This window comes from Roseovarius mucosus, from assembly GCF_002080415.1.
GTDB lineage: Bacteria > Pseudomonadota > Alphaproteobacteria > Rhodobacterales > Rhodobacteraceae > Roseovarius > Roseovarius mucosus_A.
In genome coordinates this window covers 1259542-1272834 of record NZ_CP020474.1, presented here as the reverse complement: position 1 = coordinate 1272834, position 13293 = coordinate 1259542, and the positions used below count along the sequence as shown (strand labels likewise).

Annotated in this window: 14 protein-coding genes and 1 pseudogene; 4 read left to right on the top strand and 11 right to left on the bottom strand. The window is 61.7% G+C overall.

What is annotated here, in order from left to right; genetic code table 11:
• Position 1: 1 nt before the first annotated feature.
• The 11 genes and pseudogenes from ROSMUCSMR3_RS06220 to ROSMUCSMR3_RS06170 form a co-directional block, all read right to left on the bottom strand.
• The gene (locus tag ROSMUCSMR3_RS06220) at positions 2-613 is read right to left on the bottom strand and encodes an extensin family protein (RefSeq protein ID WP_008280760.1); all 612 of its coding nucleotides are present in this window, start codon (positions 611-613) and stop codon (positions 2-4) included.
• Positions 610-1527: a prephenate/arogenate dehydrogenase family protein gene (locus tag ROSMUCSMR3_RS06215; RefSeq protein ID WP_198385583.1), complete on the bottom strand. Its 918-nt coding sequence runs from the start codon at positions 1525-1527 to the stop codon at positions 610-612. The genes ROSMUCSMR3_RS06220 and ROSMUCSMR3_RS06215 overlap by 4 nt, the downstream gene beginning before the upstream one ends.
• Complete coding sequence (gene hisC, locus ROSMUCSMR3_RS06210) at positions 1527-2609, bottom strand: histidinol-phosphate transaminase (protein ID WP_081506775.1); 1083 nt, start codon at positions 2607-2609, stop codon at positions 1527-1529. The genes ROSMUCSMR3_RS06215 and hisC overlap by 1 nt, the downstream gene beginning before the upstream one ends.
• A 116-nt stretch (positions 2610-2725) precedes the next feature.
• A complete protein-coding gene (rpsD, locus tag ROSMUCSMR3_RS06205; RefSeq protein ID WP_008280757.1) occupies positions 2726-3346 on the bottom strand; it encodes a 30S ribosomal protein S4 in 621 nt (206 codons plus the stop codon).
• 166 nt (positions 3347-3512) lie between these two features.
• Complete coding sequence (locus ROSMUCSMR3_RS06200; protein WP_081506774.1) at positions 3513-4043, bottom strand: peroxiredoxin; 531 nt, start codon at positions 4041-4043, stop codon at positions 3513-3515.
• 145 nt (positions 4044-4188) lie between these two features.
• Positions 4189-5253 carry a Hint domain-containing protein gene (locus ROSMUCSMR3_RS06195; RefSeq protein WP_198385582.1) on the bottom strand — a complete coding sequence of 355 codons (1065 nt, stop codon included), beginning with the start codon at positions 5251-5253 and terminating at the stop codon, positions 4189-4191.
• Positions 5254-5354: 101 nt separating this feature from the next.
• Positions 5355-6296 carry a lipid A-modifier LpxR family protein gene (locus ROSMUCSMR3_RS06190; protein WP_008280754.1) on the bottom strand — a complete coding sequence of 314 codons (942 nt, stop codon included), beginning with the start codon at positions 6294-6296 and terminating at the stop codon, positions 5355-5357.
• A 129-nt stretch (positions 6297-6425) separates the two neighbouring features.
• On the bottom strand, positions 6426-7010 hold the full coding sequence (locus tag ROSMUCSMR3_RS06185; protein ID WP_081506773.1) for a GNAT family N-acetyltransferase: 585 nt from the start codon (positions 7008-7010) through the stop codon (positions 6426-6428).
• Positions 7007-7402 (bottom strand): ketosteroid isomerase-related protein, encoded by a 396-nt coding sequence (locus ROSMUCSMR3_RS06180; protein ID WP_008280752.1) that lies wholly within the window; start codon positions 7400-7402, stop codon positions 7007-7009. Before ROSMUCSMR3_RS06180 ends, ROSMUCSMR3_RS06185 begins: the two co-directional genes overlap by 4 nt.
• 10 nt (positions 7403-7412) lie before the next feature.
• Positions 7413-7859 (bottom strand): annotated as a pseudogene (locus ROSMUCSMR3_RS06175) (low molecular weight phosphatase family protein); the annotation flags it as partial.
• Positions 7860-7862: 3 nt separating this feature from the next.
• Entirely contained in the window at positions 7863-8342 is a 480-nt protein-coding gene (locus ROSMUCSMR3_RS06170) for a UPF0262 family protein (RefSeq protein WP_008280750.1), read from the bottom strand.
• A gap of 277 nt (positions 8343-8619) precedes the next feature.
• On the opposite strand from ROSMUCSMR3_RS06170, the gene ROSMUCSMR3_RS06165 reads away from it, so the two are divergent.
• From ROSMUCSMR3_RS06165 to ROSMUCSMR3_RS06150, 4 genes are read left to right on the top strand one after another with little or no spacing between them, the layout of a single operon-like run.
• A complete protein-coding gene (locus ROSMUCSMR3_RS06165) occupies positions 8620-9279 on the top strand; it encodes an ABC transporter ATP-binding protein (RefSeq protein ID WP_008280749.1) in 660 nt (219 codons plus the stop codon).
• Positions 9257-10894 carry a capsule biosynthesis protein gene (locus ROSMUCSMR3_RS06160; protein WP_081506772.1) on the top strand — a complete coding sequence of 546 codons (1638 nt, stop codon included), beginning with the start codon at positions 9257-9259 and terminating at the stop codon, positions 10892-10894. The genes ROSMUCSMR3_RS06165 and ROSMUCSMR3_RS06160 overlap by 23 nt, the downstream gene beginning before the upstream one ends.
• Before the next feature lies 1 nt (position 10895).
• Complete coding sequence (gene kdsA, locus ROSMUCSMR3_RS06155) at positions 10896-11729, top strand: 3-deoxy-8-phosphooctulonate synthase (RefSeq protein WP_008280747.1); 834 nt, start codon at positions 10896-10898, stop codon at positions 11727-11729.
• 16 nt (positions 11730-11745) lie between these two features.
• On the top strand, positions 11746-13242 hold the full coding sequence (locus tag ROSMUCSMR3_RS06150; protein ID WP_081506771.1) for a phosphomannomutase/phosphoglucomutase: 1497 nt from the start codon (positions 11746-11748) through the stop codon (positions 13240-13242).
• Positions 13243-13293: the final 51 nt, after the last annotated feature.

Genomic DNA, 13293 nt, shown 5'->3' with positions numbered 1-13293 from the left:
GTTACCGGCAATAGGGCCCGTTGCCATGTTTGGCCGTGTCGAAATGCAGATGGTCCAGATGGTGCCGGTCCGAATTCGGCCCCAGCACCGTGCCGAATGTTCCGCAGGCCTCGCCATGCACGCGCTTGAGAATGCGGCCCTTATGTCCGCTATTCCAATCCCGCAACACCGAAATTTCCGTGCCATCCTTCAGCAGCAACGCCGATACGTCGATGGCCTTGCCGCGCCCATGTTCGGAAATGCGTGCGCCGGGCTGGCTATTGCGCGTGCGGCAGACGTAATGCGCGGGCACCTGTAGCCCCGTCAAACCGCCGCCCATGCGCCCGACCGCCGGCTTGGCGCTCCGGTCCACCCATTTTCCCAACGCCCGCGCCGTCGGGCAATCCAGCGTCGCCGCTTGGCTCAGCCGCACGCCATGCACAGATTCAAGCCGCACCGCGCGCTCGATGCCACAGCCATTCACCTCATGAGGTTTGAACCCCGAGACAGACCCGATCAGCCCCGGATCACCACAAAGCCCGCCGCCCCGGCTGACCTCATCATTGTCGCTGCGCCCGCAACCCGAGGCGATCAGGCTCAGCCCCATCGCCATGCCCAGAACCGCCCGCCTCATGCCTTCTTGACCCGGCCAAAATCCGGCGCGGCGGTATCCTGCCCGGCTTCGATGATGCCCCGCCGAATGGCGCGGGTGCGGGTGAAATAGGCATGCAGATGCGCGCCGTCGCCAATGCGAATGGCGCGTTGCAGCGCAAACAACTCCTCGGTAAAGCGGCCCAGAATTTCCAATGTCGCCTCCTTGTTGTTGAGAAATACATCGCGCCACATGGTCGGATCAGACGCGGCAATCCGGGTGAAATCCCGGAACCCGGCAGCGGAATACTTGATCACTTCACTGTCCGTCACGCGGCGCAAATCGTCGGCCACACCGACCATCGTATAGGCAATCAGATGCGGCGCATGGCTTGTTACAGCCAGAACCAGATCGTGATGCTCGGCGTCCATCTCATCGGTGTTCGATCCAAGCGCCTGCCAGAACGCCTCCAGCCGCTCCACCGCTGCCCGGTCACTGCCAGCCTGCGGCACAATCAGGCACCAGCGATTGTCGAACAGCTCGGCAAAGCCCGCGCGCGGCCCCGAATGCTCGGTCCCTGCCAAGGGATGCGCAGGCACGAAATGCACGCCAGCCGGGATATGGGGCGCTACCGCCTCGATCACCGCCTTCTTCACCGATCCCACATCGCTGACCGTGGCACCGGGCTTGAGCGCCCCCGCGATGTCAGCGGCCACAGCCCCCATCGCGCCCACCGGCACGCAAAGCACCACCAGATCGGCACCCGTCGCCGCCTCTGCCGCGCTCTCGCAGACGCGATCACACAGCCCGATCTCGCGCGCCACTTCCCGCGTGTCAGATGAGCGCGCATAGCCCGTGATCTCGCCCACAACGCCCGCGCGGCGCATCGCATGCGCCATCGACGATGCAATCAGCCCCAGACCGATCAGCGCCACCCGGTCATAGATATGCGCCATCAGCGAACCCCCTTGAACAGGCCAATGACATGCGCCACCCGGCGACAGGCGGATTCCTCGCCCACCGTGATCCGCAACCCATTGGGAAAGCCATAGCCGCCCACCCGGCGCACGATGATCCCATCGGCGCGCAAAGCCGCATCACAGGCCGCCGCCTCGTCTTCGGACCCAAACCGCGCCAATACGAAATTGGCATGGCTCTCGTCCACCTCGACGCCGGTTTCTCGCAGCGCCTCGGTCAACCATGCGCGATTGCGCGCGGTGTCGCTGACCACTTTGGTCAACCACTCCTGATCGCGCATCGCCGCCTCTGCGGTGGCCAATTGCGTGGGCGACAGGTTAAAGGGCTGCCGGATACGGTTCAGCACTTCGATCATCGCCCCCTGCGCATAGCCCCAACCGATCCGCAGCCCGCCCAGACCATAGGCCTTGGAAAAGGTGCGCGTCATGATGACATTTTCGCGCGCCTCAACAAGGGCCACACCACCGTCATACCCATCGGCAAACTCGGTATAGGCCCCGTCCAGCACCAGAATGGCGCTCTCGGGCAGGCCCTCTGCCAACCGCGCCAACTCCGCCTCGGGCAGGATCGTGCCCGTGGGATTGCCGGGATTGGCGATAAAGACAATCCGCGTCCGCGCCGTGCAGGCGCTCAGGATCGCGTCCACATCCACCACACGGTCCCGCTCGGCCACACAGACCGGCGTGGCACCAACCGCATGCGCCAGAATGGGATACATGGCAAAGCCGTGCTCGGTATGGATCACCTCGTCGCCCGCCCCTGCATAGGCTTGGGCCACGAATTGCAACACCTCATCCGATCCCACGCCACAGATCACGCGCGCGGGGTCCAGCCCATGCACCTCGGCAATCGCGGCGCGCAAGTCGGCATGGTCGGTGCCGGGATAGCGGTGCAACGTCGCGGCAGAGCGGGCAAAGGCCGCCTTGGCCTTGTCCGAGGCCCCATAGGGGCTCTCATTCGCTGAGAGTTTCAGCGTCTCGGATTTGCCCGCGATCACGGCCTCCCCGCTCTTGTAAAGCGCGATTTCCATGATGCCCGGCTGCGGCGTGATCTTGGTCATGTCATTCCCCGTCTGTCGTCAGAGGTTCTAGCTTTGGTGCCCCGGCTTGACCAGCACCAAAAGAAAAAGGCCGCGGCGGTTCCCCGTCGCGGCCTCTTCGCTGAATTTCAGAACGCTTAGTTCTGCGCGTAGAATTCGATCACGAGGTTCGGTTCCATCATCACCGGATAAGGCACATCCGACAGGCCGGGCTGACGGACAAAGGTGGCCTTCATCTTGGAATGATCCGCCTCGATGTAATCGGGCACATCGCGCTCGGCCAGTTGCACGGCCTCAAGCAGAACAGTCATCTGCTTGGAACGGTCGCGAACCTCGATCACATCGCCCTCTTTCACACGGTAGGAGGGGATGTTGACCCGCTGGCCATTCACGGTGACATGGCCATGGTTCACGAACTGGCGTGCAGCAAACATGGTCACAACGAATTTGGCGCGGTAAACCACGGCATCCAGACGACGCTCCAGAAGGCCGATCAGGTTCTCGCCGGTGTCGCCCTTAAGACGCTCGGCCTCGGCATAGATGCGACGGAACTGCTTTTCGGTCAGGTCGCCGTAATAGCCCTTCAGTTTCTGCTTGGCGCGCAGCTGCAGGCCAAAGTCAGAAATCTTTGCCTTCCGGCGCTGACCGTGCTGGCCGGGGCCATATTCACGCTTGTTGACGGGGGATTTCGGGCGGCCCCAGATGTTTTCACCCATCCGGCGGTCAATTTTGTACTTGGCAGACGTGCGTTTGGTCACGGCTGATCTCCTTCACTTGAATCGAAGGGCGTTGTCCTCTGCGTCCCGGCACGTTCCGGTCAGCCGACAGGTCTCCCCTTGCAGGGTCCACCAACACCAATGAAGCCGCGCTTATACAGGCGCCCCAGCGGGTGTCAACAGGGGTCTTGCGCGTCCAAAGCCCGCCTCACCCCGCCTGCCGGATATGCGCCAGCAATGTCTCGGCATCCGACAGCTTGACCGGCACGCCCGCCGGATTGTCCTGCAACCCCGGCTCGGCAAAAAGAGCGGTGATGCTGCCATCCTCCACCAGCATGGAATAGCGCCAGCTGCGCTTGCCCATCCCTTGCCGCGAGCGATCCACAAGCATGCCGAGGCCTGCGGCGAAATCGCCATTGCCATCCGGCAGCATCATGGTCTTTTCGATCCCCTGCGCCTTGCCCCATTGAAACATGACAAAGGCATCGTTGACCGCAGTGCAGATCACCCGGTCAATCCCTGCGGCCAGAAAATCGTCATAAAGCCGCTCATAGCCGGGCAGGTGGCTTTCGGAACAGGCGGGCGTGAACGCGCCGGGCAGGCCAAAGACAACCACACGCTTGCCTGCAAAAATATCGGCAGTGCTCACATCCTTCCATTCAAACGGGTTGTCGCCCTCCAGCGCCGGATTGCGCACGCGGGTATGAAAGATGACATCAGGGACAGTTTTGGGGGTCACGTCGGGATCTCCGGTTCAGGCTTGAGCTATTGCCCGTCATAAACCACCCATGCCCGGGGTAAAGGTCGGAACGCAGCCAAAGCTGCGCCCGCGCGTTCATCTGGCCAAAAATACCTCGGGGGTCCGGGGGCAGCGCCCCCGCCCCTCAGGCCGCCTCATGCGCAAGGATCGCCGCCTCCGATCCGCTCAGACAGCGCCGGGCATAGCCCCCATAATGGTTGGGCTCATATTCGAGATTGGGATTGATCGCCAATAGCCGCGCGCGGTCACCTTCATCCAAGGTCGACAGCGCCGTGCTCGCGGGATGAAAGCTCTCGGTTTCCACGCCATTGGCCCAGATGATCTGATGGCGGGGTAAAAGCAGATGGATATAGGTCACCTCGCGCGATGCCAGATCGACCGCCACCGTGTCATTGTTGATCAGGTCCCGTGCCATCACCAGCACCTCGGGCGTGTTGAAAAGCGCGCGCGCCACATCGCCCCGCACCAGCATCCGGTGCTCGGGGCTGACCAGCAATTCGGCATCCGGCCGCCCAATCCCAAGCGCGCCGGCCCGCAACCGGATCGGCCGTAGCTTGGGCATGGCAAAAAGCCGCGCGCCGCTCATCCGGCGACTGCCGATCCATTGGATTTCCTCGGCCCCATTGTCGCGCGTCTGCACGTAGTCGCCCTCGCGCAACTCCTCGACAAGACGCGGGCCCTCGGGCGTCTCGATCCGCGTGCCGGGGGTGAAACAGATCACCCCCCCGCTTGCCGGTCCGGTAGATGCCCCGCGCATCCCCTCAAGCGAGTGATGCACGATCCACATCTCGCGCCCTCGCGGCGGAATCTCGTCATGAAACATCAAAAGCGGTGCCGCCTCGCTGCCCACTTCGATGATCGTGACCGTGTAACTGCGCGTGCCGTCGGTAACGACAAAGCCCAGATCCATCAGCGGTTCTTCCATCTCCGCCGGGATCAATTCGCGCGTGTTGTTCATCGCCGCGCCCACCAGACGCCGCACCATCCGTGCCGCACGTTTGCGGTTCACGGTTTCCCCATTCGCCCCTTCCAGGCGCAACAGTTGATTTGGCCCGTCGACCCGCACCGCATCGCCCCGCCAGGACCATGTTTGTCCTACCGAAAGCGACTGCACCGGTGCAGTCGACATCCCATCCAGTTCTGTTTGCGACCAGGAAATAACGAACGTGCCTCGAAAGCCCGTCCCCATAACCCTGACTGCCTGCCTCTTCGTTTCTTTTTTTATCGCTTATTATTATCGTTAAGGTAGCAAAGGCGAATCAGTCTGAAAAGCCCTTGATTGCATTTTTGTCAGAACCGAAGCCGGAACTGCACAGCGCCCAGAAATTGGCCTTCGCGCTGCTCGTCGAATTCCTCGCTCAGCCATGTCATTCCATAGAATAGCGACGCGCCGTTGTGGTTTTCCCAATGGATGCCCGCCCGCACGCGGGTGCGATCCTCGGTCAGGGTAACACCGCTGCGCGCGGGCAGGTAATCACTGTCATCGACATAGGCGATATCCGCGCCCAAAAGAAACGCCGTGCCCGCCTGTTCGGTCCTCACCACGCGGTAACGATGGCCGGTCACGGCATCCCGCACCAGCAATTCGCCGCGCCCAATGTCCCCAAAGGTGATGTCGGCCCCGGCCCGGATCAGATCCTCAACCCCAAGCCGCGCCTCGGCAAAGGGGCGCAACCGCGCGAACCCAAGCTCGAACTCACGGCTCGCCTCAAACACACCCGAAGGGCGGATCCCATCGTCGATCTGATTGCGCCTAACCCGGTTGCCAACGTCGCGCCCGCCCAGAAAGCCGTGCAAAAAGTCTTGAAAATCATCAAGCTGCGTCTGCGGCCCGGTCACGATCAGATCCGCCCCAAGCGCGTAATCCACCTGTGCTTTCTGAAAATGCGTATGCAGGCCAAAGCCAAGCGCGCCCACATAGGGCCGATCCAGCGCAGCGGGGCGGCTCAGGTTTTCGGGTGCGATGACCTCGCCGTGAAACCGGAATTCCAGCAGCTGTCCGATGCCCGAAGGCGCTTGGCCCTGCCATGTCGGCCCCCAAACCCGGCTCGACGTGATCGACCCGGTGCGCCAACGATCATCCGTGTCGCCCAGAACGTCATTGGTGAACAGCAGGCCATAGCCCAGACGTTGACGCCCCTCGGATTGCGCCGCGGCACTTGTGGTCAGGGCCGTCAGGCTCAGTATCGCGCTCAGGCTCACGCCAAGGGCGATGGTGAAAATCCGTGTCATCCGTCACGTTCCCCATTCTGCGCCCCCCGGCACGTTCTGAGTAGCAAAGCAATCCGTGGAATGACCAGCGAAACTTTCGCTTTTTCCGCCAAGCGTGGCGCAAATCCCATGGCCGCAGATGCGGTGGGCTCAGAGCGCGCGCATCCAGACTTGCAGATCATGCGCGCTCTCGCTTTCTGCGCCAATCTCCCGCCAGTTGAATGTGGCAATCGCTCCTGACAGCGGGGCATAGCCCCGTTTGCGCCAAAAAGCGTCAAGCGGCTGATATCCCTCGGGACGCGCCTGATGATCCTTGGGCCGCACAACCGAACAGAACGCCGCATATTCGCGCCCCAACTCTCGCGCCTGCGCCTCTCGCAGATCGAAAAACCGATGGCCAATGCCCTGCCCGCGATAGCTGGGCAGCAGCACGCTTTCGGCGCAGTAAAAGATCCGCTCCAAGGCGATGCCGCTCTCGGCAAAGGCCGCGCCGAAATCGCCTGCGTGATCTTCCATCGGCGCGCCCGTGGCGGCACCAATCAGCCGGTCGCCCTCATAGGCCCCCACCAGAATGGCATCGGCACTGTCGCGGTAAACCTGCAAATACCGCTCTTCATAGGCGGCATCGCCGTCATAGAGATAGGGGTAGGCGCGAAACACTTCGATCCGCAGGCGCGCCATATCCGGCAGCGCCTCACTCAGCGCCGCCCCCGTCAGCCGCGCGACCCGGATCATGCCGAAACCTGTTTCACCCAATCTGCAAGGTTGTAATAGGTCACGACGCGGGTGATCAGCCCATCCTTGAGCGTGAAAAACGACCCGGCGGGCAGGATATAGGTCTGGCCGTGTGCCTCTGGCAGGCCCGCATCGGTTTCCAGATAGGTGCCATTGACCACGAATTCCGCCGCCGCCCGTGTGCCGCCCTTGGCGTCAAAGATCACCATATCGGTCAACTCTTCGCGGTAACACCGGCTCATATGGTCGCAAAAGTCACGAAACAGGTCCTTGCCCGTCCGCACCTGCCCTTCGTTCACATGATGGCGCACATCATCGCTCAGACAGGCCAGCATCGCGGGCACATCGCCCCTGTTGAAGGCATCGAAATAGGCTTTGACGGTCTCGTTCATAAATCCTCCCGGGGGGTCCCCAACGGTCTTGCAAATGCCCGATGATCTGGTCTCGGGTCTGACGATAGCTATCCAACCGCGCCTCGCGCGTCTGTGCAAGGCCGGTCGGGTCCATGATCGGCCAATAAACGACATCGAGATGAAAAAAACGTGTCAGTTCCAGCGCCCGCCGCTGGCTGGCCGGGCTAAGTGCCACAATCAGGTCAAACGACGATAGATCGTCGCCCCATTGCTCCATCTGGTCAAAACTGCGGCTGCGGTGCCGCTCTAGCTCCACCCCCATCTCGCGGCAGACAGCGATACTGAACCCGTCGATCTCCATGTCATTCTTGACGCCGACCGATTGCACATAGGTCTCAGAGCCATAGAACTTTTTCATGATCCCCTCGGCCATGGGCGAGCGGACAGCGTTGTGATCGCAACAGAACAGCACCGACTGCGGCAGCGGTTCGTGCATTCGTCAGCCCCCGAAATGCAGCACGCAGATCAGCGTAAACAGGCGCCGCGCGGTGTCGTTGTCGATCTCGGCCTTGCCCTCCAAGCGTTCGGCCAACACCCGCGCGCCCTCGTTGTGAATCCCGCGCCGGGCCATGTCGATCGTTTCGATCTGGCTGGGGGGCATGTTCTTGACCGCGTCGAAATAGCTTTCGCAGATGGCCCAGTAATCCTTGACCACTTGCCGAAACGGGCTCAGCGACAGATGAAACTCGGCTGCGGGTTCGTCCGTGTCGGTGCGGATGTCAAACACCAGCCGCTTCTCGCGGATCGCCAGCCCCAGTCGATAGGGCCCCTCGGGCACAGCCCGGTCTTCGCGCATGGGCAGCGCAAAACTGTTTTCCTCAATAAGGTCATACATTGCCACCTTACGCTCCTGCTCGATTTCGGGCGTGGGCGGCGGAAGGTTGGCATCGTCCAACTCGATATGGCAAATCCGGCTCATGGGTCTTACTCGTGCTGCGTCCTAGTTTCGTCCCTAGCGCAGCGCGGCGGCTGGGGCAATCTCCGAGACCTCTTGACCTGTCGCTTGATGCGCGTGGCGTCACCCACTCGCCACGCCTGTCCGGAAATTGCCATGAAATCTTGGCATTTGATCACAATCTTGCCTTGTTGCCGTGGCAAATTGTTCCCAGATCGGCAATAATAATAAAAAGCAGGCTAAGCCGACCTTAAGACTATCCCGTTATAGTCGGGGAGAGCAGGTTTACCGGGGCGATTGAATGCTCGAGTTTGAGAATGTCAGCAAGTCCTTTTGGACAGGCACACAGCGCAAAGTCATCCTCGACCGGGTGTCGTTCCGCGTTGAGCTTGGCCATAGCCTTGGGATCCTCGCGCCCAATGGCACCGGCAAGACGACGCTGATCAACATGATGGCTGGGCTGGAAAAACCGGACGAGGGTGTGATCCGTCGTGGCTGCCGCATCTCCTTTCCTCTGGGCTTCATGGGGGGCGTTATCAATCGCCTCTCGGCGCTGGATAACTCGCGCTATATCGCGCGGCTCTACGGTCTCGATCCTGATTACATCGAGGCGTATTGCCGCTGGCTCTGTGGCTTGGGCGAATATTTCGACCAACCGCTCGGCACCTATTCTTCGGGCATGCGCGCGCGGTTCAGCTTCGCGCTCATGCTGGCCCTCGATTTCGATATCTATCTGATCGACGAGGGCATGCCCGGCTCGACCGATGTCGAGTTCAACCGCAAAGCTGGCGATATCCTTCAGGAACGCCTGCGCACCACCACCGTGATCATCGTCTCGCACGATCCCAAGGTGTTGGAGAAATTCGCCCGGTCCGCCGCAGTGCTGATGGGCGGTAAACTGTATATGTTCGACACCTTGGAAGAGGCAAAAGAGCTTTATGACTACGAAACCCAAGGCTAGAAAATTCCGCATCCGCCGGACTGCCGATCGCCTCGCGCCGCGCGTTGCCACCTCCGCTGACGCAGCCCCTGCGGCACCCGCCGCAGAGACACCCCCACCCCTGCAAGAGGGGCTGGTATCTTCGGCGCGCGAAACCGCGACCAGCCAGAATATCGACGATATCCGCCGCGAGGGTCTGACCGGGCGCGAATTGCGCATGGCCCGGCGTCTGGCGCAAAAATACGGGCTTGCCCCGACATCGGATTTCGACGCCGTGCGGCTCTTGCGCGCGCGCGGCATCGACCCGTTCCAGCGCGCTAATATCCTCGAACTTGTGGCCAGCGATGGGGGCGCCACCCCGCCACCGCCGCCGCCCACGGCTCGCGCCTCTGCGGCCACACCCCCGCCCGAAGGCCGGGTGCAATTGCCGCAAACCGTGCCCGTCGCGCGCCAAACCCTCCCCTCGACCGAGGTCAGCCCGGCCGACCGCCGCGCCAAGGAAATTCAAGAGATTCAGCGCGATATTGGCCGCCGCCGCCGCCGTCGCCTTTTGTTGCTCTTCTCGCGCCTTGCGGCGTTTGTTCTGCTGCCAACCATCGTGGTTGGCTATTATTTCTACGTGATCGCCACGCCGATGTATGCGACCAAATCCGCCTTTCTGATCCTCTCGGCGGATGGCGGCAGCAGCACGGGCGGTGGTCTTGGTGGCCTTATCCCCAGCCAATTCGCCACGGGTCAGGATGCCATCGCAACCCAAGAATATCTGGAATCCAAAGACGCGATGCTGCGCCTCGACGAGGAACTCGGCTTTCGCGCGCATTTCAGCGATCCCTTGATCGACCCGCTCCAACGGCTTGATCCCGATGCCAGCCACGAAACCGCCTATAAACTCTACCGCAAATACGTGAAACTCGGGTACGACCCGACCGAAGGCGTCATCCGGATGGAGGTTTCGACCGCCGATCCAACCCTCAGCGCCACGTTCTCGGAACGGCTCATCAAATATGCCGAAGAACGAGTGGACGACCTCAGCCGCCAGAAACGCGACGATGCGGTCAGCACCGCCGCCGACAGCCTCGAGCAGGCCAAGGCCGACCGCCGCGCCGCTCAGCAAATGCTGGTGGCCCTGCAAGAGGGCAGCATCCTTGATCCCGAGGGCGAGATTGCCAGCATCCGCAGCCTTGTGAACACTGTCGAACTCCAGCTTCAGGAAAAGGAACTGGCGCTTAATATTCAGCTCAACAACGCCCGCCCCAATCCCGCGCGCGTCGAGGCACTCCAGAGCGAGATCGAGATTCTCAGCGCCGAACTTGCCCGCCAGAAAAGCCGCCTGACCGAGGCCACCGCTGGCGAAAGCTCGCTCGCCTCCAAAACTGCCGCCATTCAGATGGCACAGGCCGACCTCGCCACCGCCGATCTCGTGCTGCAATCCGCACTCGAGGCAAAGCGCCAATCCGAGATCGAGGCCAACAAGCAGGTTCGCTATCTGACAGTCAGCGTGCGGCCCCTCGCATCGCAAGATTCCTCCTATCCGCGCGCCTTTGAGAATACGATACTGGCCTTCCTGATCTTTTCTGGTATCTACCTGCTCATCTCGCTTACAGCGTCCATTCTGCGTGAACAGGTGTCTTCCTGATATGAAACATATCGACCTCAACGGGTGGGCCATCGGCAATGACCGCCCCCTGACCCTCATCGCCGGGCCTTGCCAGCTCGAATCCGCCGATCACGCCCAGATGATCGCGGGCACCCTGCAAGAGGCCTGCGCCGCCCATGGCGCGGGGCTGATCTTCAAGGGCAGCTTTGACAAGGCGAACCGCACCTCGCTTTCGGGCAAGCGCGGTCTTGGGGTCGATGAAGGGCTCAAAGTGCTGCAATCGGTCAAGGATACGCTTGGCCTGCCGGTGCTGACCGATATCCACACCGCCGACCAATGCGCGCCGGTGGCCGAGGTGGCCGATGTGCTGCAAATCCCCGCGTTTCTCTGCCGCCAGACCGATCTTTTGATCGCAGCGGGCGAAACCGGCGCGGTGATCAATGTGAAAAAGGGCCAGTTTCTCGCCCCTTGGGACATGCCCAATGTCATCTCCAAGATCGAAAGCACCGGCAACACCCGCATCCTACTGACCGAACGCGGCACGTCTTTTGGCTATAACACGCTTGTCGCCGATATGCGCAGCCTGCCGCAGATGGCCGCAACCGGCTATCCGGTGGTGATGGATGCCACCCATTCGGTGCAACAGCCCGGCGGGCGCGGCGGCAGCAGCGGCGGGCAGCGCGAATTCGCCCCCGTCATGGCCCGTGCGGCGGTCGCCTTGGGCGTGGCCTGCGTATTCATCGAAACCCACGAAGACCCGGATAACGCGCCCTCTGATGGGCCGAACATGATCCCGCTCACGCAAATGTCAGCCCTCATCGACACGCTGATGCAGTTCGACCGTCTGGCCAAGGCCAATCCGATCCACCTCTGACCGACAAAGTGCTTTCATGACCAAACCCTTGCCGACCGTCACGCCGAACACGTGGGAATTTCTGCGCGACCCGATGATCGCCCCTACCGGCTTTCGCGAATATGACGCGCGTTGGAAATATCCCGACCAGATCAATCTGCCGGGCATTACCGCGCTTGGTCTCGGTCTTGGCACGCAAATGCACGCGCGCGGCATCGCGCCGGTGATCGCGGTTGGCAATGACTATCGTGACTACTCGCTTTCGATCAAGAACGCGCTGATCCTTGGCCTTATGCAGGCCGGAATTCAGGTCAAGGATATCGGCCCCTGCCTTTCGCCCATGGCCTATTTTGCGCAATTCCACCTCGATGTGCCCGCCGTCGCCATGGTCACCGCCTCGCATAATCCAAACGGCTGGACCGGGGTCAAGATGGGCTTTGACCGCCCGCTAACCCATGGCCCGGATGAAATGGCCGAACTGCGCGATATCGTGCTTGAGGGTCGCGGCGAGCCGCGCCCCGGCGGCGCATACGCCTTTGTCCCCGGCGTGCGCGAGGCCTATCTTGATGATCTCGTGGGTGATTTCCGCATGACCCGCAAACTCCGCGTCGTCTGCGCCACCGGCAACGGCACCGCCTCCGCCTTCGCGCCTGAATTGTTCGAACGCTTGGGGGTCGAGGTGATCCCCTCCCACAACACGCTCGATTACACCTTTCCGCATTACAATCCCAATCCCGAAGCCATGGAAATGCTGCATGACATGGCCGAAACCGTGCGCGCCACGGGGGCCGATTTCGCGCTTGGCTTTGATGGCGACGGCGACCGCTGCGGCGTTGTGGATGACGAGGGCGAGGAAATCTTTGCCGACAAGGTGGGCGTCATCATGGCGCGCGACCTGTCCAAGATTTACCCCAACGCCACTTTCGTGGCCGATGTGAAATCTACTGGCCTTTTTGCGTCTGACCCTGAACTCATAAAGAACGGCGTCACCGCCGATTACTGGAAAACCGGCCATAGCCATATGAAACGCCGGGTCAAGCAATTGGGCGCGCTCGCAGGCTTTGAGAAGTCCGGCCACTACTTTCTCGCCGAACCCATCGGGCGCGGCTACGATTGCGGCATGCGCGTCGCCGTCGAGATTTGTAAACTGATGGACCGCAACCCAGATATGTCGATGTCCGACCTGCGCCGTGCGCTGCCCGTGACCTATTCGACCCCCACCATGTCGCCCTATTGCGCCGATACCGAGAAATACGCCGTGCTGGATCGCATCGTCGCGCGCCTTGTCGCGCGCCATGCCGCAGGCGAACCGCTCGCCGGGCGCACCATCAAAGAGGTCGTGACCGTCAATGGCGCCCGCGTCATTCTCGATAACGGCTCTTGGGGCCTTGTGCGCGCCTCCTCCAACACGCCCAACCTTGTTGTCGTCTGCGAAAGCAGCGTGAGCGACGCCGAAATGCACGCCATCTTCGCCGATCTTGATGCCGTCATCCGCACCGAGCCCGGCGTGGGCGACTACGATCAGACGATCTAAAACCGGGGTTCATCTGGCCCGAAATACCTCGGGGGAGTCCCGGATTTTATC

Coding starts and splice junctions, on each gene's coding strand:
- ROSMUCSMR3_RS06150 (WP_081506771.1), top strand. CDS start 11,746: ATGACCAAACCCTTGCCGACCGTCACGCCGAACACGTGGGAATTTCTG.
- ROSMUCSMR3_RS06220 (WP_008280760.1), bottom strand. CDS start 613: ATGAGGCGGGCGGTTCTGGGCATGGCGATGGGGCTGAGCCTGATCGCC.
- ROSMUCSMR3_RS06165 (WP_008280749.1), top strand. CDS start 8,620: ATGCTCGAGTTTGAGAATGTCAGCAAGTCCTTTTGGACAGGCACACAG.
- ROSMUCSMR3_RS06195 (WP_198385582.1), bottom strand. CDS start 5,253: ATGGGGACGGGCTTTCGAGGCACGTTCGTTATTTCCTGGTCGCAAACA.
- ROSMUCSMR3_RS06190 (WP_008280754.1), bottom strand. CDS start 6,296: ATGACACGGATTTTCACCATCGCCCTTGGCGTGAGCCTGAGCGCGATA.
- ROSMUCSMR3_RS06160 (WP_081506772.1), top strand. CDS start 9,257: ATGACTACGAAACCCAAGGCTAGAAAATTCCGCATCCGCCGGACTGCC.
- kdsA (WP_008280747.1), top strand. CDS start 10,896: ATGAAACATATCGACCTCAACGGGTGGGCCATCGGCAATGACCGCCCC.
- hisC (WP_081506775.1), bottom strand. CDS start 2,609: ATGACCAAGATCACGCCGCAGCCGGGCATCATGGAAATCGCGCTTTAC.
- ROSMUCSMR3_RS06180 (WP_008280752.1), bottom strand. CDS start 7,402: ATGAACGAGACCGTCAAAGCCTATTTCGATGCCTTCAACAGGGGCGAT.
- ROSMUCSMR3_RS06185 (WP_081506773.1), bottom strand. CDS start 7,010: ATGATCCGGGTCGCGCGGCTGACGGGGGCGGCGCTGAGTGAGGCGCTG.
- ROSMUCSMR3_RS06170 (WP_008280750.1), bottom strand. CDS start 8,342: ATGAGCCGGATTTGCCATATCGAGTTGGACGATGCCAACCTTCCGCCG.
- ROSMUCSMR3_RS06215 (WP_198385583.1), bottom strand. CDS start 1,527: ATGGCGCATATCTATGACCGGGTGGCGCTGATCGGTCTGGGGCTGATT.